We start from the raw sequence: 18,526 nt of genomic DNA, 5'->3' as shown, positions 1-18,526 counted from the left end.
TCGCCTTGCCACAGGCGTTCGGGCCGGTGTCCGGAGTATAGATCAGAATTACGGTGAGTGCACTTTTTACCATGCCGCCGCCCCGGCGCATGATGCACCTTGCCGGCGTTCCCGGTCTGCCGCATCCCCGGCACCGTGCGGGCGAGCCAAAGTGTTTTCACGTCCTAAAGTCTTCCACAAGAACTGCTCATGGAATATTGCCGCATCGCCGATGTCGCGGTTTTCAATGCGCCCCTGGGGCCGAGAGCTTGCCGGGCAAATCGGCAAAGCCATGAATCCCGAAAACGATGCAGGCGGCGAAAAAGAAAAAGTGCACTGTCGCCGTAATTTTCAGCCATCTTCAATTGGCCAAAGAAACAATTGACCTATGAAGACCCGACCTAGGCGAGAACTCTCGATCCGCATAGATGGTTCCTGGGGCACAATCGAACTCTTTTGGCCCAGCGGCCCAGAAACTCGAAGGCCGCCGTGTGGCAGCCTTCGGTTTGGGCCGACTGCGTGAGTTATGATATTCAATCGGCGCCTTCTATTTCCATGGCCTTATCAAGACGGTCTACTTTTTGGGTCTCTGTAAATGATGATCTTGCATCGATGACCCAATTTGCCGGATTGCCTGGCAGATTCAAGCAATAACCGACGACCCGCTGACTGATAATTGCGCTAGTAAGTATTCGATATTCGTGACTATTCCCACATCTAGCCCCTCCTGGGCCACAATCGAGAATTGTGTAACTTCCGCGAATTTGCCTATTATTTTGGCATTTCTATATCCTCTCTTTACCTGGTTAACAATACATCAGAACTGCAAATCTTTGTTTACGTCAATACGCAAGTATAGCTACACATATAGTACTATATTTTTTTATGAATTGCGGTAATCGTCTTAGTATATGTTTTATTGGTGCATATACGAGGAGCAATGCTCCTCGTATTGTCGAAATTTCTCCCAATTTTTAAGGACTGCTATGCAGATGCGCGCGACCTGTTATTGCTTTTGATCAAGGGCAATTGGATACCTCTCCGAACCAGCAGCGAATCCTCAATCCCCAGGATCTTCCGCACACTCGCCAGAGCCGCCTCGTTCACATCGATATATGCGACGATGTACCATTCGCCGTTTTCTTCCCGCGCCATGCCCATCGGCTCGGCCCGCCACTTCAGCGCGCCATGGTGCGGCATGAAGTAGGTTTCCTGTATGCCGCCGACGGCGCTGAGGCCTTCGTCGAGAGCGTATTCCATTACCGCACAGCACAGCTGCGTCAGCGTGCCCCGCAACCCGGTTGAGCGTTTGTCGGGGACGACGAATGTGCGGGTCCATTCGGCCCAATCGGGGCGCCTCGGGACGCCCGATTTTTCACACATGTGAGAAAAAACCTCCGAGACCATGTGCGGCTCGCTCGTTGGGATCAATCGAGCCGAGGTCACCACGCGACCATCTTCAATACCAAGCAGGTAAGTCGCCGCGTCGGTATCGAATTGGTCTAGCTCGCGACCGTCCGGGCTCGGAGGGCGCCAATGTTTCTGGTGCACGAAGAAGTCGTGCCGCCGGCGCAGAAACTCGTCGAATTCGTTTTCATAGAGATGCTTGTTATGCGCATTGACTACGTGGGCCGTTATCATGGCGCGATCCCCCGATCGTTCTCGCAGGGATACTCGCAGTCGCGCTAATATACGTCACCTGTCCGATGGGACAGTTGACGCGTTTAGGGATGGATTAGGCGCCGGCGCACCGCCTCGACGACCGCTTGCGTGGTCGTTGCGACGCCAAAAGCCTCGCGAGCGCGCGTTGAGTGCCATTTGACCGTACGCTCGGTAAGGCCGAGGATCTGCGAGGTTTCCGATGAGGTCTTGCCGGCCGCGGCCCACAAGAGCACTTCTTTTTCGCGGTCGGTCAGCAGGCCTTCATCATCGTCATTGTCATTCGACAACGCCTGGATCGACATGCCGGCGTAGACCGCCATGGTCACCAGTTGCACCTGATGGCGCGGCGACAGCGTGCAGGACTTCATGGAAGACGCAAACGACAGCACGGATTGCCAATGATGAACGCTGAGCATCGGCACGGCGAAGCCGCTCCAGATGCCAAACTCCGTCGCCTCGCCGGCGACGCGTCGTGAGCCCTCCGTATCCGACCACTTTGCCGGGACTTCGGACCAGAGGAATGGCTTCAAAGTCTTTGCCGAATAGATGCAAACACCATCAGCCGCGGCATGCTCGGCCTCGACATAGCGCTCGAACCAGCCGGCCGGCCAGCCATTCAGTTCAACCATCGGTGCAAGCTTCTGCCCGCCAAGCGGCACGCCGCTCAGGATAAGGTGCTCGAAGCCGAGATTCCTCACGGTCTCGAGAAGGTCGCCCAGCAGCGGCCCGGTAGCCGTGTGCTTCCTGCAGCGTTCGACAAAGTCGAACACGTCTGAATCGATCATGACAGAGACCCCCGTCTCCACGCCGGAAAGCAGGTATACCTCAATTTAGCAACTTCGAATATCCCAATAAGCGCGTCGGCCACCCAGGACGCCGTAACCAAAATCGGCTAAATCAGCCAGAGTTTGATCAGCGAAGCGGGACCCCCAAGCATGATGCGAGCATTGCCAGAACGAAACGAGCCGTTCCGGGCCGGCGAAACCGCGCTGCTGCTGGTCGACATGCAGCGCGTCTGGCTGGAGCCCGGTGCTGATCCGGCGCATCCGGAGCGCGGTCCCGATCACTATTTCTACCGGCAGACGGCGTCGCAAACGATTCCCAACCAGGAACGCCTGCTGGCGGCGGCGCGGGCCAACGGCGTCGAGGTGATCCACACCATCATCCAAAGCCTGACCGAGGACGGCCGCGACCGTTCGCTCGACCACAAGCTGACGCCGATCCATATCGCGCCGAGCCGGCCGGAGGGGCTGCCGGTGCCGTCGCTGGCGCCGGTCGGCGACGAGATCATGCTGCCGAAGACGTCGTCGGGCGTCTTCAACTCGACCAACATCGATTATGTCCTGAAAAACCTCGGCGTGCGTTACCTGATCGTCGCCGGCATCATGACCGACCAGTGCGTCGACATGGCGGTGCGCGACGCCGCCGATCGCGGCTACCTCGTCACCTGCGTATCGGACGCTTGCGCCGCCGCCTCGCAGGAGCGCCATGATGGCGCGCTAAAAGCCTTCGGTGGCTATTGCTGGGTCACTGATACCGCCACCATCGCTGCCCGTTTCGAAGCATTGGGAAAAGCTGCATGACCGTCGAACCGCTGGTTGCCGTCGTCACCACCGATCTGTCGGCGATCACGCGCGGCCGCTCGGTCGTCGAAAGCAAGCTGCAGAAGATCGCCGCGACCGGCGTCGGCTGGCTGCAGGCCAATCTGTCGCTGACGCCGTTCAACTCCATCGTCGATCCCAATCCCTGGGGCTCGTCAGGCGATGTGCGGCTCGTTCCCGATCTCAACGCGCGGTTCCGCACGGCGCTGACCGGATCGGCGACGCCTTTCGACATGGTCGCCGGTAACATCGTCGAACTCGACGGCAGCCCGTGGGTCGGCTGTACGCGGACCATGCTCAAGGATGCGCTGGCGGAGTTGAAGGCAGCGGCCGGGCTTTCCGTCATCGCCGCCTTCGAGCATGAATTCCATATCGAGGGCGACTTTGGGCCGGCTCATTCGATGTCGTTGGCCGCACTGCGCCGCGCCGATCCGTTTGCTGCCAATCTGATGGCGGCGCTGGAGGAAGCCGGCGTCGCGCCCGAAGTGGTGATCGCCGAATTCGGCACCGACCAGTTCGAGGTGACATGCGAGCCAACCGATGCGCTTGCCGCGGCCGATCGCGCCGTCGCCATCCGCGAGATCACGCGCGAAGTCGCGCGATGTGCCGGCTGGCGGGCGAGCTTCGCGCCCAAGATCGCGCCGGATGCCGTCGGCAACGGCGTCCACATCCATTTCAGTTTCGTCGAAGAGGCCGGCAAACCGGCGACCTACGACCCGGCCCAGCCGGGCGGCCTTTCCAGCCGTGCCGCTTCGTTCTGTGCCGGCGTGCTGCGCCATCTGCCCGCGATCACCGCCATGACGGCGGCGAGTGTGTCGTCCTACTACCGGCTGAAGCCGCATAGCTGGAGTTCGTCCTATACCTGGCTTGCCGATCGCGACCGCGAGGCGAGCCTGCGCATCTGCCCGACGGTGACGATCGGCGGGCGCGATCCGGCGCGGCAGTACAATGTCGAATACCGGGCAGCCGACGCCACCGGCAATCCCTATTTGTCGCTGGCGGCGATTGTGCGCGCCGGGCTGGAGGGGCTGAAGGCCGAGTTGCCGGCACCACCGCTGGTCACCGGCGACCCGACGCAGATGAGCGTTGCCGAGCGCAAGAAGCTTGGCCTCGTGCGGCTGCCGGAAACGCTGCCGGCGGCACTCGAGGCGCTCGTCGCCGACAAGACCGTCACCGGATGGTTCGCGCCGGTGTTCGTCGAGACCTTTGTCGGCCTCAAGCGGCATGAGACCGAGCGCCTCGCCGGTCTGGACCCAGTGGCGGTCTGCGATCTCTACCGGATGCTGTATTGATGGCTGAGCCGCTTGCCAGCGCCATCCTACCGGAAGGTTGGCCACCCGCCGTCGACGCAATCAACGAAACGGGGCGTTCCGATATCGTTCTGATATGCGAGCATGCGTCCAATCATATCCCGACCGAGTATGCGCGACTCGGTCTCGACAGCAGCCATTTGCAGCGCCATATCGCCTGGGACATCGGCGCCGCCGAAGTGACCCGCACCCTGTCGAGGGTGCTCGATGCTCCGGCTTTCCTCAGCTCCTATTCGCGGCTTTTGATCGATCTCAACCGGCCGCTTGGTTCCAGCGGCAGCATTCCGGTGCTATCGGAGGACACGGACATCCCCGGCAATGTCGGCCTCGATCCGGAGGAGCGAAGCCGGCGTGCCGAAGTCATGTTCGCGCCGTTTCATGACCGCGTGGCCGCCCATCTCGACGACCGGGCGAGGCAGGGCAGACCGACGCGGATCGCGACGATCCACTCCTTCACGCCGGTATTCCTCGGCATTGCGCGGCCCTGGCACGCCGGCGTGCTTTACGATCGGGCAGTCGATTTCGGCCAGGCAGTGCTTGCCGGCCTGCGCGCCGACAGTGCGCTCAACGCCGCGGCAAACGAGCCCTACGTGATCAGCCCTGACGGCGACTATGCCATACCCGTCCATGGCGACGATCGCGGCATTCCCGCGGTCCTCATCGAGATCAGGCAGGACCTGCTGGCGGGCCGCACCGGCATCGAGGAATGGGCGAAGCGGCTGGCCACAGCGTTACCGGCGCAGACACAGGCTTTGTGAACAAGCTCGGCTCAGTAGCGCAACGCGAGAGCCGAGCCGTCGGTGAAAAGCCTCCACCCGTCCTCAGGAGAAGATTTCCGCCAAGTCTTCGACGCTGGTGCCTTCCTTGACTTGCCGCAATTCGACATAGCTGACCGCTGCGGCGATCGACAATACGACTTGCTCGGCTGCGCCCCGCAAGGCGTCCAGGAAGAACCCGAGCGTAATGCCTAAGGAAGATAGGACGCGGTCCGACGCAAAATTGATTGCGACCGAAGCCACGAATAGTGGAAACCAGAGACCGAGCAGACGCCAGCGGCTCCCCTTGGAAAGATCGCGGCTGCGGCCCAAACTCGCGAATACTCCCAAACGTTCCTGTATCAGAACCGGTATCGCTACAACCCAGAGAACCAACCACAACAATCCCGGAACGATGAGCAGCACGAGGCCGACTGTGAAGCCGATGTTGACAATCAGCGAAATGCCGATTGCCGGCAGCAGGAGCGCCAAAGCTGTCCCCATACAATCTCGCATCGACGGCCGCTTGCCGCTCAAATCCTCGATCGCAGCGCGCGTCAGCACCGCCTCCAGGAAAGCCATAAGGACCACATAGCCGATCGCGCCAACGACCGTGAGCACGAGCCGTTGAACCGAGAATTCCGCAACGCCATGCTCGATATTCGTAACGGATTTCCAGAACCAGAGCGCAAACACGAATCTGGGCAAGGTGTAGAAAATCAGGGCAAGCCCGAGGCAGAGCGCGAGATTGCGCCCGATGACCACAAAGCTGGCGCCGAAAACCCTGCCGATACGAAATGTGTTGGGCTGGTCCAGCGTTATTGACGCCACGATATTACCTATCCAGTCCAGGCCGATCCTGACGCGATGAAGACAGCAAATCCCTTGCCGCTACGAGAAGATTTCCGCCAAGTCTTCGACGCTGGTGCCTTCCTTGACCTGGCGCAGCTCGACATAGCTGACTGCCGGCGCGATCGACGTCACAATGGATACGATCGCTGTCACCAGGGCGCCAAGAAATATGCCGGTGGTTAGGCCAAAGACCATGATCGCACGGCTGAGCACGGCCTGGATCAGCACCACAGCTATGAACAGGACAATCCAGAATCCGAACAGAGCCCAGCGGCTTCCTTTGGTAAGTTCCCGGCTGCGCTTCATGCTGCCGAAGACCCCCAGTCTTTCCTGAACCAAAACAGGCACAGCGACAGACCAACGAAGCCACAATATGATGCCGGGAACGAGCAGAAGCATCGCGCCGGCGGCGGCGCCGAGGCTCACCAGCACCGCGATGCCTATCACCGGCAGCAGGAGGGAGATTGCCGTCTTGAGGCAATCGCCAATCAATGGTCGCTTGCCGTTCAGATCCTCGATCGCAGCACGCACCAGCGCCGCCTGCAGGATTGCCGACAGTGTCATGGAAACCAACACGCCAGCGATCGTGGCAGTGATTCGTTGGACTGAGAACTCCGGAACGCCAGCCTCGACGTTGGTCGCCCATTTCCAAATCCAAAGCTGGTAAAGAAGCGTAGGCAAGCCTGAGAACAGCATGGCCAATCCGAGGCAAAGCACCGGATTGCGGCTGATGACAGCGAAGCTGTCGTTGAAAACCCTGCCGATGCGAAATTTGTTCGGCCGTTCCAGTGTCACTGATGTCACGATACGTCCCCCTGCCTCGCCGCCGCATGTGGCTGGCGGCCCCGCTGGTAAATCTGCCAAGATTGACGGTCGCCGTCCAGCCCACTTGCAATTGTTCCGCTGCATTGTCAGTGTCGGCAGGGAACCACAGGTTGCAGGGGAGCGGGTGGCGTTGGCACAGCCAGGCACAGCGGAAGCCGAACGGCTGACCAATCTGCACAAGCAGTTGATCGCCGATGAGTCGATCCAGTTCGACCTGCCGGCCTATGTGCCGCCGAAGCCGCCCGAGTGGCTGAAGCCGCTGCAGGATTTTTTGTCGTGGCTCAGTCCCTACATGATCTATCTGTTCTGGGGGGCGGTGATATCGGGCGTCGCAATCATCCTGCTTTTGGTCTTCCTCGAGGTGAAAGGCATCGCGTGGCGGCTGCCATGGCAGCGCGCGCGGCCCGAAGTCGAAGACGAAGAAACCTGGCGCCCAGACGCCGGCGCCGCGCAGATCCTGTTGTCGCAAGCGGATGCGCTGGCCGCACGCGGCGACTATGACGAGGCGGTTCACCTTTTGCTTCGGCGCAGCGTCGCCGATATTGCCGGCCGGCTGCCGGACTTCCTGCGCCCGTCGCTCACCGCGCGCGACATCGCCAATGCCCCTTCCCTGCCGGGAAGGGCGCGCCATGCGTTTACCGAGATCGCCCGCATTGTCGAGGCGGCGCTGTTCGCGCGCCGGCCGGTCGGCGCGGCAGGCTGGCGGCAGGCGCGCGGCGCCTATGAACGTTTCGCCTTCCGGGATGCCTGGACGTGAGTGCACCGGCGGTCGAGGCACAGGAGCCGTTCAATCGAAAGACACTGTTTTGGGGGATTTTCGCCAGCCTCCTTGCGGCAGCCGGTTTCTTCCTGCTGTCCACCTATGCTCCCGATTTCCGGCAACCCGGCAATGGCGGCGCCACGCCGCTGTCGAAAAGCGGCGTCGGCTACGCCGGCCTGGCGGAATGGCTGCGGCTCACCGGCGAAGCGCCCTTGATGGCGCGGACCGAAGACGATCTTGCCAGAGATATACTGCTGATCGTCACCATCTCGCCCGACAGCGATCCGGAGGCGCTCGACCACATCCTCAATCTTCGCCAGGACCAGAACACGCTCTTCGTGCTGCCCAAATGGCAGATCCTGCCGCTGCAGGGGCATGAAGGCTGGAACATGAAATTCGGGCGATTGCCCGGTTCGGTGGTGAACGAATGGCTTGGCCGCATCGCCGATGCGAAGATCGGTGCCGGCCAGAGCACGGCAAAGCAACTCGACATCGAAGGCAACATGGTTGCCGCACCCGAAGAATTGCAGTGGGTGGCCGACAAGTACCCTCTCATCGCAGCCGGCAATGACAAGGCTGTGCTTACCGAACTAGACGACAAGCCGTTCTATATCCTGACTGACCCCGACCTGATCAACAACGCCGCCCTCAAGGATCCCGAAAAGGCAGCAGCCGCGCTCGGGCTGATTGCCTTGCTCCAGCCCGACGACGGCCCGGTGATGTTCGATCTGACGCTGCACGGCGCGGGGCGGAAGTATGATCTGGCCAAGCTTCTGGTCGAGCCGCCGTTCCTGGCGCTGACACTGACGATCCTGATCGCTGCGGCGCTGGCGTTCCTGCATGGCCTTGGCCGGTTCGGCCCGCCGCGTATCGACCAGCGCGCGATCGCCTTCGGCAAGCGTGCGCTGGTCGATACGACGGCGATGCTCATGCGGCGTGCCGGCCGGCTGGACGAACTGGGAGGCCGCTATGCGGCCTTGATGCGGGTGCGCGCCGGCGCGCTGCTCGGCGCACCGCAAGGGTTGCAAGGCAAAGCGCTCGACCACTGGCTCGACGCTCGCGATAAGGAGCAAGCTGGCGGCTTCACGACGCGCTCGCAAGCGGCCGGCGAGGCGAAGAATCTGACGCAGATGCAACAGGCAGCAGAACGGCTGCATGACTGGACGGCAAGGAGGCTCGGTGAACGTCGATGATGTGAAGGCCCTGGCGACACGGATCAGGGAAGAAGTGGCCAAGGCGATCACCGGGCAGCACGATACGGTCGACCTGATGCTGACCGCCTTGTTTGCGGGCGGGCATATCCTGCTGGAAGGTCCTCCGGGCACGGCCAAGACAATGACGGCGCGCTGCTTCGCCCAGGCGCTTGGGATCGCCTACGGGCGGATCCAGTTCACGCCGGACCTGATGCCCGGCGATATCGTCGGGTCGAACATCTACAGCTTCCAGACCGGGCAGTTCACGCTGACGCGCGGCCCGATCTTCTGCGATCTCCTGCTTGCCGACGAAATCAACCGCACGCCGCCCAAGACGCAGGCCGCACTGCTCGAGGCGATGCAGGAGCATGCGGTCACCTTCGACGGCACCACGCATTCGCTCGGCCGCAATTTCATGGTCGTCGCGACCCAGAATCCGATCGAGCACCAGGGCGTCTATCCGCTGCCGGAGGCGCAGCTCGACCGCTTCCTGTTCAAGCACCGCGTCAGCTATCCCGGCCCCGAGGAAGAACGAGCCATCATCGTCCATCATGGCGGCGGCTCCGCCTCGCACGACATCGCGCAATATGGCATCGAGGCGCAGACGGATCGCGAAACGCTGCAGGAGGCCCTTGAAGTCGTCGGCTCCGTCACCCTTGTCGACGATGTCGTCGGCTACATAGCGGCGCTGGTTCGGGCTACGCGCGAAAATGCCGATCTGGAAGTCGGGGCCAGCCCGCGCGCCGGCGCCATGCTGGCGCGGGCGGCGCGTGCCCGGGCGGCGCTGGACGGACGCGCCTATGTCATCCCCGACGACGTCAAGGCGCTGGCGGTGCCGGCGCTGCGTCATCGCGTCATCCTTTCGCCTGCCGCACAGATCGATGGCCGGCTGGTCGAGCAGATCGTCTCCGACCTGGTCGACCAGACGGAAGCACCACGTTGATCTATCCCAGCGGCCGAGCGGTATGGGCTGCCGCGGCCGGCGCGGTGCCGGCCTTCCTGGTCGCGCTGGCACTGCCGTCGTTCTGGTATCTGGGGTTGCTGTGGAGTTGCCTGCTGCTTGCCTTCCTGGCGGTGGATGCCGCGGCCGGACGCGGGCGGGCATCGCTGAATGCCAGCATCGATGCGCCGCAGCAGGTCGGTGTCGGCGGCGAGTTCAGCGTGCAAATTGCCGCCCGTCATTTGGCGCGGCCGCGCGCCGCGGAGGCCCGCGTCGGCCACGATGTGCGGCTGGCGCCGGTGGACGGCAGCGGCGGGGCCTTGCCAACCGGCGGAGGCGGCTCGCTCGACCTTCGCTTCCAGGCGCTGCGGCGCGGCGTCGCCAGCTTCGACCGTCTCTGGGTGCGCTGGCGCGGGCCGTTCGGGCTGGTCTGGAACCAGGTCGTCCTGCCGGTGGAAAGCAAGGTTGCGGTGCTGCCCGACGTCAGCAGCGCTCGCGGCGAGGCAATCACGCTGCTGCAACATGCGGCGCTTGCCGAAGGCCATGCGCAGCGCCGCGCCGGTCAAGGCCGCGAGTTCGACGCGCTCAAGGATTACCAGCCGGGCATGGGCCGGCGGATGATCGACTGGAAGCGCAGCGCCCGCCACGGCAAGCTGTTGGCGCGCGAGTTCCGCATCGAGGAGAACAACAACATCGTGCTGGCCATCGACAGCGGACGCCTGATGTGCGAACCGGTTGACGGTGTGCCGAAGGTGGACCGGGCGGTGACGGCCGCCCTGCTGTCGGCATTCATCGCGCTGAAGGGCGGTGACATGGTCAGCCTGTTCGGCTTCGATGCAAGGCCGCGCGTTTCGAGCGGCGCGGTGCGCGGCCCCGCCAGCTTTGCGATGATCCAGAAACGGGCCGCCGAGATCGACTACTCCAGCGAGGAGACCAATTTCACACTGGCATTGACGACGCTGGCGGCGCGGCTCGACCGCCGCTCGCTGGTCATCATCTTCACCGATTTCGTCGATCCGATCAGTGCGGAATTGATGCTGCGCACCGTGGGCCGGCTCACCGAACGACATCTCGTGCTGTTCATGATGATGAAGGACACCGAACTGGAGGGTCTGGCCGACCTGCCGCCACGCTCCGGCGAGGATGTTGCCCGCGCGGTCGTTGCCGGAGGGCTCTTGCGCGAAAGGCAGGTCGTCATCGGCCGGCTGCGCCTGCTCGGGGCGCATGTGATCGAAGCCGACCACAACCGGCTCGGTCCGGCGCTGGTCGAGCGCTATCTGCAGTTCAAGCAGGAGGATTTGCTGTGACGGCGCCGGTACGCGGCAATGCGGTGCGCGGCGATGCGGTACGCCAGTCGCTGGCCAGCTTCCGCCGCGAGCGCGAGGCCGATTGGAAGGCATTCGAGGCGCTGCTGGCGCGTGTCGAGAAGCGTGCGCCGCGAACGCTTTCCGAAGAGGAGCTGCTGTCACTGCCGCTGCTCTATCGATCGGCGCTGTCTTCCCTTTCCGTGGCACGGGCGACCTCGCTCGACAACGCGCTGGTCGGCTATCTCGAAGCGCTGTCGCTGCGCGGTTATTTCTATCTCTATGGCGCACGCCGCGGGCTGCGGCAGCGCCTCGCCGATTTCTTCCTGCATGACTGGCCCGAAGCCATTCGCGACCTGTGGCGCGAGACATTGGCGTCGGTCGCGCTGATGGTGATCGGCATTGGTGCAGGCGCCTGGCTGGTGGCATCCGACAAGAGCTGGTTCGACGCGATCATCCCGCCCGGCCTGGCAGGAGGCCGCGGCCCCGACACCTCGGCCGAGCTGCTGCGAGGCATGCTTTATGATGGCGACAATGGCTTTCTCTCAGGCTTTGCCGCCTATCTGTTCACGCACAACGTCCAGGTCGCAATCCTGGCCTTCGCCCTTGGCTTCGCCTTCGCGGTGCCGACGGTGCTGCTGATGCTGTACAACGGCTGCATGATCGGGGCGTTGTTCCAAGTCTACTGGTCCAAGGGGCTTGGCATGGAGCTCGGCGGCTGGCTGGCCATCCACGGCACCACCGAATTGTTCGCGATCTCTTTGGCCGGCGCGGCGGGCATGCGCATCGGCACCAGCATCGCCTCTCCCGGCGAATTGACACGCATGGCGGCAGCGGCTCGCGCCGGACGCATCGCCGCGAACGCCATGGTCGGGGTCTCGGTCATGCTGCTGTTTGCCGGGCTGCTCGAGGGTATTGGCAGGCAGACCATCACCAGCGACGTCACGCGCTACGGCATTGGCGGTGGCATGCTGGTGCTGTGGATCGGTTATTTCTACCTGTTCCGGGCGGTGCGGCATGGCGATCGCTAAACGCGCCGCATTCGCGGCTATACGGCCGCTGATCACGCCCGAAGGCGTCGATCTCCGGATAAAGTTGGCCGACGCCGGCACGCGGGCCTCCGCCTTCCTGCTCGACATCGTGTTCATCGCCGTGGCTGCAATCGTGATCACGATCGTCGCGCTGTTCGGGGTGGGAGGCCTTGGCAGCGAGGGATTTCAGCCGCTCTTCGTCGTCTGGATCATCCTGATCTTCTTTCTGCGCAACGCCTACTTCATCGTTTTCGAAGCGGGCCGGCGCGCGGCTACGCCCGGCAAGCGGATCGTCGGCATCCGGGTCGCGTCGCGCAGCGGAGACGGCCTGTCGATCGACCAGGTCATCGCCCGCAACCTGATGCGCGAGATCGAGGTGTTCCTGCCGCTGTCGATCATCGTTGGACGCAGCGGGACCGACCTCGCCGACACGCTGACGACGGTGTTCGGACTGGTGTGGGCGCTGCTGTTTGCCTTGTTCCCGCTGTTCAATCGAGACCGCATGCGGATCGGCGACCTGTTGGCGGGGACCTGGGTGGTCGAGGCGCCGAAGCGCGCCTTGCTTGAAGACCTGTCGGCACGGCAGGATCCGGCGGCCGGCGCCTTCCGGTTCAGCCACGCCCAGCTCGATGCCTACGGGATTGCCGAACTCCACAAGCTGGAGGAGGTGCTGCGCCGCGACGACTATTTCGCCCTGCGGACGGTTGCCGAAACGATCGCACGCAAGATCGGCGCAGCACCCCAAGCCCATGACCCGCGCCCGTTCCTGACGGCTTACTACGGCGAGCTACGGGCGCATCTCGAACGCAAGCTGCTGCTGGGCAACCGCAGAGCCGACAAGCATGCGCGGTAGACCGGAGGGGGGACGGGATGCAGGTCAAAATTAGCGCGACTGAGGAATCCAGGATAGATCGCGCAATTCAGGCGGCGGTCTCTGGGTCCTGGGAAGAATTCAGCAGCCTCACCGACACTCCCTTTCCAAACGACGAATCGATGCGAGAGCAATTCGACGATTCCTCCCCCCGACTTCAGCAAGTGGGAGGAAATTGGAAACGAGAAACGGGCATTGAGATCCTAGATGACGGAGTGCGCCTAATAATAGCGAGAATAGAAGCGCCGCCCACGGTGGATATCGTTTTTTCACTGCACAGCACGAGCGAATTCAGTGACAGCACAATCGGTATTCGGACATTTTTGCAGCAGCTGAATTGGGACTCCTAGCTATCGGTTCCGGCATTTCCAACCAGCGCCACCGCCTCCCCTACCCCACCCACTTCTCATAATCGGACACCAGCAGGTGCAGCGGTGCTGTGTCCTCGTCGATGTCCGCGAAGCGGCCGATTGGTTCGCGAAAGACATTGTCGGTGAGATCGTCGTTGACGGTCGAAACCTCGCCGATCAGCACGTCCTTGCCCTCGGCCCAGAAGGCATGCCAGACACCCGGCAGCAAAGTGACGCTCTGGCCTGGGTCGAGCTTCAGGAGCCCACCCGCAGGTAGTCTGTGGATGGTTCCGTCGACAGGCACCGATACTTCGGCCTTCGGATCGATGCCGCCATCGCGATCATGCATGAACAGCTCCAGCACCAGTTTGCCGCCGCCGCGGTTGATGATGTCCTCGGCCTTGATGTTGTGGCGATGCATCGGCGACAACTGGTCCTTGCGCGAGATCATGATCTTTTCGGCATAGAGCATGCCCATGCCCTTCTTCATGTCCTCGTAGCGGCCGTTGCGGACGGTGAACAGGAACAGGCCGAGCTCGTCGAATTTCTCCTGGCCGTAGTCGGTGATGTCCCAGCCGAGCCGGGAGGAGAAGATTGCCGACGAATCCTGCCGACGCGCCTTCATCTCTTCGGGGGTCCAGTAGGCGAAGGGCGGCATGATGTAGCCGAAAGAGCGGATGAAGGCGTCGGCGTCGCGGATGATGTCGTTGATGGCGGAGCGTTTCATGGTCGTGGTTCCTTCCCGTCGCGTTCCAAGCGCTAACCGCATAGCCGAACGCCCATCCGGTGTCGATGCAAACTGCTGTCGCTGGCCCCATGACATGCGGTCCGATCAGGGCCATAAGGTCAACCAATTTTCCGATGGTGAGACCATGCGCAGCATAGACGACCTCGATACGCCGGCGATCCTGATCGATGCCGGCCGCGCCGAAGCCAATATCGCGCGGGCGCAGGCCCATGCCGACCGGCACGGGCTGAAGCTCAGGCCGCACATCAAGACCCACAAACTGCCCTACTGGGCAAAGAAGCAGATCGCGGCCGGCGCCGTCGGCATCACCTGCCAGAAGATCGGCGAGGCCGAGGTCATGGCCGACGCCGGACTGACCGACATCTTTCTGCCCTACAATATCCTCGGGCGGGCCAAGCTGGAGCGCCTCAAGGCGCTGCACGGCCGCGTAACCCTGTCGGTGACAACGGACAGCATGGACACGCTCATGGGACTTGCCGCCACCTTTACCGATCCCGGCCACCGCCTGCCGGTGCTGGTCGAATGCGACACCGGCATGGGCCGCTGCGGTGTGCAGTCGGCCGGCGAGGCAGTCGCGCTGGCGAGCGAGATCGACAAGGTCCGGGGGCTCGTCTTCGGCGGCTTGATGACCTACCCGGGGGCTGGCCGCGCCGCCGAGACCGAGGCGTGGCTCGCCGATGCGCAGCAAGCACTTGCCGCAGCCGGCCTTGCTTGCGAGCGCATCTCCAGCGGCGGCACACCCGATATGTGGCGTTCCGGCGAGCATAGCGTCGTTACCGAATACCGGCCCGGCACCTACATCTATCTCGACCGCTACCAGGTCACCAAAGGCGTCGGCAGCCTCGACGATTGCGCACTGACGGTGCTGTCGACGGTGGTCAGCCACCCAACGCCGACACGCGCCATCCTCGACGCCGGCAGCAAGGCCCTGTCCAGCGATACGCTGGGGCTCGCCGATTTCGGCGAGCTGCTGGGCATTTCAGGCGCAAGGGTGACCAGCCTCAGCGAAGAGCACGGCAACGTCACGCTGTCAGGCGGCGCCGAGCTTCGCATCGGCGAGCGCGTGCGCGTCGTGCCCGACCATTGCTGCGTCGTCACCAACCTGTTCGACGAGGTGCATCTGATCGAAGGCGACAAGGTGTTGGAGACGCTGCCGGTGGCAGCACGCGGGCGGATGGGGTGAGTCCAGCTGGAGCGCGTGCGCTTCAGGTACAAAATCCTTCAAACGCTGGAGGGACAGCGCCCCCCTCTGGCCTGCCGGCCATCTCCCCCTCAAGGGGGGAGATCGGTAGCTTCGCCGGTAGCGCCTCTCTTTCAACATTCGCGATTGGCGAAACGATACGTGACATTCAATCTCCCCACTAGAGGGGGAGATGTCCGGCAGGACAGAGGGGGGCGCGAAGGAACTCGACGGCGGTCAGTTAGCCTGCCTCGCGGCAACCCGGCGCATCGAAATGACGCGGCGGCGCCAGATCTCGGTGCGCATCGCCGTTAGGTGCAGCGCGAAGAAAAGCACGGTGAAGCCGAGTGCCATCACCAGCAATGGCCACAACAGGCTTGGGTCGATGGTCGGGCCGCCGAGCCGGAACACCGACGCCGGCTGATGCAGCGTGTTCCACCAGTCGACCGAAAATTTGATGATCGGAATGTTGATGAAGCCGACCAGGGTGATGATGGCGGCGGCCCAGGCGGCACGCCCGGCATCGTCGAGCGCGCGGGTCAGCGCGATGATGCCGAGATACATCAGGAACAGGATGAACACCGACGTCAGCCGCGCGTCCCACACCCACCAGGTGCCCCACATCGGCTTGCCCCAGATCGAACCGGTGATCAGTGCAAGGGCGGTGAAGACGGCGCCGATGGGTGCCGCCGATTTCAGCGCCACGTCGGCCAGCGGATGGCGCCAGACCAGCGTGCCCAGTGCCGAGACCGCCATCAGCGTGTAGCACATCATGGCAAGCCAGGCGAAAGGCACGTGGATATACATGATGCGAACGGTGATGCCTTGCTGGAAGTCCTCGGGCGCCGTGAAGCTCATATAGAGGCCGACAGCGAGGAGGATGGCGGCAACGCTCGCCAGCCACGGCACGACCTTGTCGGCCAGCCCGACGAACCGCGTCGGGTTGGCAAGGTCCATCCAGCCGGAGAGGCGTGAAGTCGTGTCGCTCATGCCGCCTTACATAGACCGCCGGCGGAGTTGCGGCAACCGCGGCGGCGGTACGTCTTCCCTTCTCCCCTTGCGGGAGAAGGTGGATCGGCGCGTAGCGTCGAGCCGGCTGGACGGAGTGAGGCGCCAATGATCGCCGTGCGCCGAAGTCTGGATTTTGGATGAAGATTTGCGCCAAGCCGGAGCACCCCTCATCCGACCTCGCTTCGCGAGGCCACCTTCTCCCGCAAGGGGAGAAGGCAAGCCGCGCTGCTCAGGCGGCTTCGTTCACCGGACGGCTGAGGCGGCGGACCTCCTCGTCGTTGAGCAGGCCGCCGGCGCGCAGCAGGCTGGCGAAGCGACCGTTGCGCAGCGACAGTTCGGTGAACCCGCCCATCTCGACCACCCGGCCCTTGTCCATGAACACGACCAGATCGGCGTCGCGAACGGTGGTCAGGCGGTGGGCGATGATGAAGGTGGTGCGGCCGCGCCGCAGTTCGTCGATGGCGTCCTTGACGCGGTCTTCCGTCTCGACGTCGAGCGCGCTGGTCGCCTCGTCGAGAACCAGGATGGGCGCGTCCTTCAGCACGGCGCGGGCGATCGCGATGCGCTGGCGCTCGCCACCGGACAGCTGTCCGCCGCGTTCGCCGACGACCGTGTCGTAGCCCTCGCACTTTGACAGGATGAAATCCTGCGCGGCGGCGGCATTGGCCGCGGCATGGACCTCGTCATAGCTCGCCTCCGCGCGGCCGACGCGGATGTTGTCCTCGATCGAGCGGTTGAGCAGGCCGGCATCCTGGAAGACGGTGGCGATCGAATGGCGCAGCGACTTGCGGGTCACCGTGCGGGTATCGATGCCGTCGATCAGGATGCGTCCGCCGGACGGCGTGAAGACGCGCTGCAGAAGGTTGATGAGCGTCGTCTTGCCGGCGCCCGTCGGGCCGACGATGGCGACGGTCTGGCCGGCCTGGACCTCGAACGACGCGTCGTCGACGCCCTGCCCGGAATTGCCGAACTCGAAGCAGACATTCTCGAAACGCACATGACCGGTGACGTTGACGAGCTCGCGCAGCCCATCGGGCTCGGCGGCGTCGGATGCAGAGTCCTCGAGATGATAGAATTCCTCGAGCTTGGCGCGCGCCTCGGAAATCTGGTTGGCGAAGGCCGACATCTGGTCGAGCCGGGCAATCAGCAGCGTGGCAAAGCCGGTAAAGGCGATGACGTCGCCGATGCGCAACTGGCCGTGCGTCACCAGATAGGCGCCAATCAAGAGCACCACCATCATCGAAATCGTCGACGACAGGCGGTGCAGCGCGTTGGCCATCGCCCACCAGTCGAGCACCGGATTCTGTGCGTCGAGCAGGTTCTTGACGTAGCGCTTCAGCGCCTCGGTCTCATGGCCGATGCGGTTGTAGCTTTGCAGGACGGCGACGTTGCTGACCGAGTCGGTCACATGCGCAAATACCTTGTGGTAGTGCCGCTCCACGGCCGCCTGGCCTTCCTTGGTGCGCCGCATCACCAGCCGTCCGATGCCGACATAGAGCGCGCCAAGCGCCAGCAGCACCATCGACATGCGGATATCCATGCTGAGCGCGGTGGGCACCAACAGGACCAACGCAACCGCGGTCGACAGATGCTGCCGCATGAATTCCAGCCAGAGGCTGAACAAGGTCTCGACCGCGCGCAGGAGCGTGTGCAGGGAATTGGAGGTGCCGCGCTGATGATGCCAGGCAAGCGGCATGGTGATCACGCGCTCGAACGACTGGCAAAGAACCTCGCTGCGCCGCTGGTGGGCAAAGCGGTCGGCGCCGCGCGCCACCAGCACGAAGGCGATGATGTTGAACGCGCCGAGGCCGGCCCACATTGCGAGTGTCGCGAATACCGAGCCGCGGTCCGAAATGGCATCGATCACCCGGCCGAACATGATCGGCTCGAGAATGGCGATAATGGCAAGCGCGACATTCGCCCCGCAGATAAACGCAACGCGTTTCCTGTCGGCAGCGAGATAACCAAGGGCCCGCCAGTAGATTTGCAGAAGTGACACTTCAGCTACTCCGCCAATTATTTATGGTGCAGTGCGTCATTTTTTGACTCGTATCGGTTGACGCGTCGCAAAACAATGCTCGTCTAGCTCTTCCGTTCCCATTCCGCGAACAAAAGATGACGACGCTTCGAAATTTGCCGTGATCGTCTAACAGT

19 protein-coding genes are annotated in these 18,526 nt (G+C 63.1%); 12 read left to right on the top strand and 7 right to left on the bottom strand.

Annotation, left to right across the window (positions count from 1 at the left end):
• The first annotated feature begins 151 nt into the window (after positions 1-151).
• Positions 152-364 carry a hypothetical protein gene (locus NKI58_RS08980; protein ID WP_352786367.1) on the top strand — a complete coding sequence of 71 codons (213 nt, stop codon included), beginning with the start codon at positions 152-154 and terminating at the stop codon, positions 362-364.
• Between the two features lie 599 nt (positions 365-963).
• Here the strand turns inward: NKI58_RS08980 and NKI58_RS08975 are convergent.
• Together NKI58_RS08975 and NKI58_RS08970 are read right to left on the bottom strand one after the other, a co-directional pair.
• Positions 964-1,620: an acyl-homoserine-lactone synthase gene (locus tag NKI58_RS08975; RefSeq protein ID WP_352786365.1), complete on the bottom strand. Its 657-nt coding sequence runs from the start codon at positions 1,618-1,620 to the stop codon at positions 964-966.
• An 83-nt stretch (positions 1,621-1,703) separates the two neighbouring features.
• On the bottom strand, positions 1,704-2,426 hold the full coding sequence (locus NKI58_RS08970; RefSeq protein ID WP_352786363.1) for a helix-turn-helix transcriptional regulator: 723 nt from the start codon (positions 2,424-2,426) through the stop codon (positions 1,704-1,706).
• Positions 2,427-2,576: 150 nt separating this feature from the next.
• Here NKI58_RS08970 and NKI58_RS08965 point away from each other — a divergent pair, with 150 nt between their 5' ends.
• The 3 genes from NKI58_RS08965 to NKI58_RS08955 are packed head-to-tail and all read left to right on the top strand — an operon-like array spanning position 2,577 to position 5,310.
• A complete protein-coding gene (locus tag NKI58_RS08965) occupies positions 2,577-3,224 on the top strand; it encodes a cysteine hydrolase family protein (protein ID WP_352786361.1) in 648 nt (215 codons plus the stop codon).
• Positions 3,221-4,534 (top strand): type I glutamate--ammonia ligase, encoded by a 1,314-nt coding sequence (locus tag NKI58_RS08960; protein ID WP_352786359.1) that lies wholly within the window; start codon positions 3,221-3,223, stop codon positions 4,532-4,534. The genes NKI58_RS08965 and NKI58_RS08960 overlap by 4 nt, the downstream gene beginning before the upstream one ends.
• Positions 4,534-5,310: an N-formylglutamate amidohydrolase gene (locus NKI58_RS08955; RefSeq protein ID WP_352786357.1), complete on the top strand. Its 777-nt coding sequence runs from the start codon at positions 4,534-4,536 to the stop codon at positions 5,308-5,310. Before NKI58_RS08960 ends, NKI58_RS08955 begins: the two co-directional genes overlap by 1 nt.
• A 63-nt stretch (positions 5,311-5,373) precedes the next feature.
• Here NKI58_RS08955 and NKI58_RS08950 read toward each other — a convergent pair whose 3' ends face one another.
• Both NKI58_RS08950 and NKI58_RS08945 read right to left on the bottom strand, forming a co-directional pair.
• On the bottom strand, positions 5,374-6,138 hold the full coding sequence (locus NKI58_RS08950; protein WP_352786355.1) for a hypothetical protein: 765 nt from the start codon (positions 6,136-6,138) through the stop codon (positions 5,374-5,376).
• A gap of 60 nt (positions 6,139-6,198) precedes the next feature.
• Positions 6,199-7,068, bottom strand: a complete 870-nt coding sequence (locus tag NKI58_RS08945; protein WP_352786353.1) for a hypothetical protein — start codon at positions 7,066-7,068, stop codon at positions 6,199-6,201.
• Between the two features lie 40 nt (positions 7,069-7,108).
• Here NKI58_RS08945 and NKI58_RS08940 point away from each other — a divergent pair, with 40 nt between their 5' ends.
• The 7 genes from NKI58_RS08940 (at position 7,109) to NKI58_RS08910 (ending at position 13,433) form a co-directional block, all read left to right on the top strand.
• Positions 7,109-7,741 carry a DUF4129 domain-containing protein gene (locus NKI58_RS08940; protein WP_352786351.1) on the top strand — a complete coding sequence of 211 codons (633 nt, stop codon included), beginning with the start codon at positions 7,109-7,111 and terminating at the stop codon, positions 7,739-7,741.
• Positions 7,738-8,937 (top strand): DUF4350 domain-containing protein, encoded by a 1,200-nt coding sequence (locus tag NKI58_RS08935; RefSeq protein ID WP_352786349.1) that lies wholly within the window; start codon positions 7,738-7,740, stop codon positions 8,935-8,937. The genes NKI58_RS08940 and NKI58_RS08935 overlap by 4 nt, the downstream gene beginning before the upstream one ends.
• The gene (locus tag NKI58_RS08930; RefSeq protein WP_352786347.1) at positions 8,924-9,880 is read left to right on the top strand and encodes an AAA family ATPase; all 957 of its coding nucleotides are present in this window, start codon (positions 8,924-8,926) and stop codon (positions 9,878-9,880) included. The genes NKI58_RS08935 and NKI58_RS08930 overlap by 14 nt, the downstream gene beginning before the upstream one ends.
• Complete coding sequence (locus NKI58_RS08925; RefSeq protein WP_352786345.1) at positions 9,877-11,184, top strand: DUF58 domain-containing protein; 1,308 nt, start codon at positions 9,877-9,879, stop codon at positions 11,182-11,184. Before NKI58_RS08930 ends, NKI58_RS08925 begins: the two co-directional genes overlap by 4 nt.
• Entirely contained in the window at positions 11,181-12,212 is a 1,032-nt protein-coding gene (locus NKI58_RS08920; RefSeq protein WP_352786343.1) for a stage II sporulation protein M, read from the top strand. Before NKI58_RS08925 ends, NKI58_RS08920 begins: the two co-directional genes overlap by 4 nt.
• 64 nt (positions 12,213-12,276) lie before the next feature.
• Positions 12,277-13,065, top strand: coding sequence for an RDD family protein (locus NKI58_RS08915; protein ID WP_352724516.1), 789 nt, complete (start codon positions 12,277-12,279; stop codon positions 13,063-13,065).
• 17 nt (positions 13,066-13,082) lie between these two features.
• The gene (locus NKI58_RS08910; protein ID WP_352699041.1) at positions 13,083-13,433 is read left to right on the top strand and encodes a hypothetical protein; all 351 of its coding nucleotides are present in this window, start codon (positions 13,083-13,085) and stop codon (positions 13,431-13,433) included.
• 40 nt (positions 13,434-13,473) lie between these two features.
• Here NKI58_RS08910 and NKI58_RS08905 read toward each other — a convergent pair whose 3' ends face one another.
• The gene (locus NKI58_RS08905; RefSeq protein ID WP_352457149.1) at positions 13,474-14,160 is read right to left on the bottom strand and encodes a D-lyxose/D-mannose family sugar isomerase; all 687 of its coding nucleotides are present in this window, start codon (positions 14,158-14,160) and stop codon (positions 13,474-13,476) included.
• A 145-nt stretch (positions 14,161-14,305) separates the two neighbouring features.
• Here NKI58_RS08905 and NKI58_RS08900 point away from each other — a divergent pair, with 145 nt between their 5' ends.
• Positions 14,306-15,364 carry a D-TA family PLP-dependent enzyme gene (locus tag NKI58_RS08900; protein ID WP_352593181.1) on the top strand — a complete coding sequence of 353 codons (1,059 nt, stop codon included), beginning with the start codon at positions 14,306-14,308 and terminating at the stop codon, positions 15,362-15,364.
• A 234-nt stretch (positions 15,365-15,598) separates the two neighbouring features.
• Here NKI58_RS08900 and NKI58_RS08895 read toward each other — a convergent pair whose 3' ends face one another.
• Together NKI58_RS08895 and NKI58_RS08890 are read right to left on the bottom strand one after the other, a co-directional pair.
• Positions 15,599-16,351, bottom strand: a complete 753-nt coding sequence (locus NKI58_RS08895) for a heme ABC transporter permease (RefSeq protein WP_352786340.1) — start codon at positions 16,349-16,351, stop codon at positions 15,599-15,601.
• A gap of 250 nt (positions 16,352-16,601) precedes the next feature.
• The gene (locus NKI58_RS08890) at positions 16,602-18,371 is read right to left on the bottom strand and encodes a glucan ABC transporter ATP-binding protein/ permease (protein ID WP_352571513.1); all 1,770 of its coding nucleotides are present in this window, start codon (positions 18,369-18,371) and stop codon (positions 16,602-16,604) included.
• Positions 18,372-18,526 lie beyond the last annotated feature (155 nt).

It is taken from the genome of Mesorhizobium sp. M0522, from assembly GCF_040321085.1.
GTDB lineage: Bacteria > Pseudomonadota > Alphaproteobacteria > Rhizobiales > Rhizobiaceae > Mesorhizobium.
This window is presented reverse-complemented; position numbering and strand designations above follow the sequence as displayed.

Coding starts and splice junctions, on each gene's coding strand:
- NKI58_RS08975 (WP_352786365.1), bottom strand. CDS start 1,620: ATGATAACGGCCCACGTAGTCAATGCGCATAACAAGCATCTCTATGAA.
- NKI58_RS08970 (WP_352786363.1), bottom strand. CDS start 2,426: ATGATCGATTCAGACGTGTTCGACTTTGTCGAACGCTGCAGGAAGCAC.
- NKI58_RS08965 (WP_352786361.1), top strand. CDS start 2,577: ATGATGCGAGCATTGCCAGAACGAAACGAGCCGTTCCGGGCCGGCGAA.
- NKI58_RS08960 (WP_352786359.1), top strand. CDS start 3,221: ATGACCGTCGAACCGCTGGTTGCCGTCGTCACCACCGATCTGTCGGCG.
- NKI58_RS08955 (WP_352786357.1), top strand. CDS start 4,534: ATGGCTGAGCCGCTTGCCAGCGCCATCCTACCGGAAGGTTGGCCACCC.
- NKI58_RS08945 (WP_352786353.1), bottom strand. CDS start 7,068: ATGCAGCGGAACAATTGCAAGTGGGCTGGACGGCGACCGTCAATCTTG.
- NKI58_RS08910 (WP_352699041.1), top strand. CDS start 13,083: ATGCAGGTCAAAATTAGCGCGACTGAGGAATCCAGGATAGATCGCGCA.
- NKI58_RS08905 (WP_352457149.1), bottom strand. CDS start 14,160: ATGAAACGCTCCGCCATCAACGACATCATCCGCGACGCCGACGCCTTC.
- NKI58_RS08900 (WP_352593181.1), top strand. CDS start 14,306: ATGCGCAGCATAGACGACCTCGATACGCCGGCGATCCTGATCGATGCC.
- NKI58_RS08895 (WP_352786340.1), bottom strand. CDS start 16,351: ATGAGCGACACGACTTCACGCCTCTCCGGCTGGATGGACCTTGCCAAC.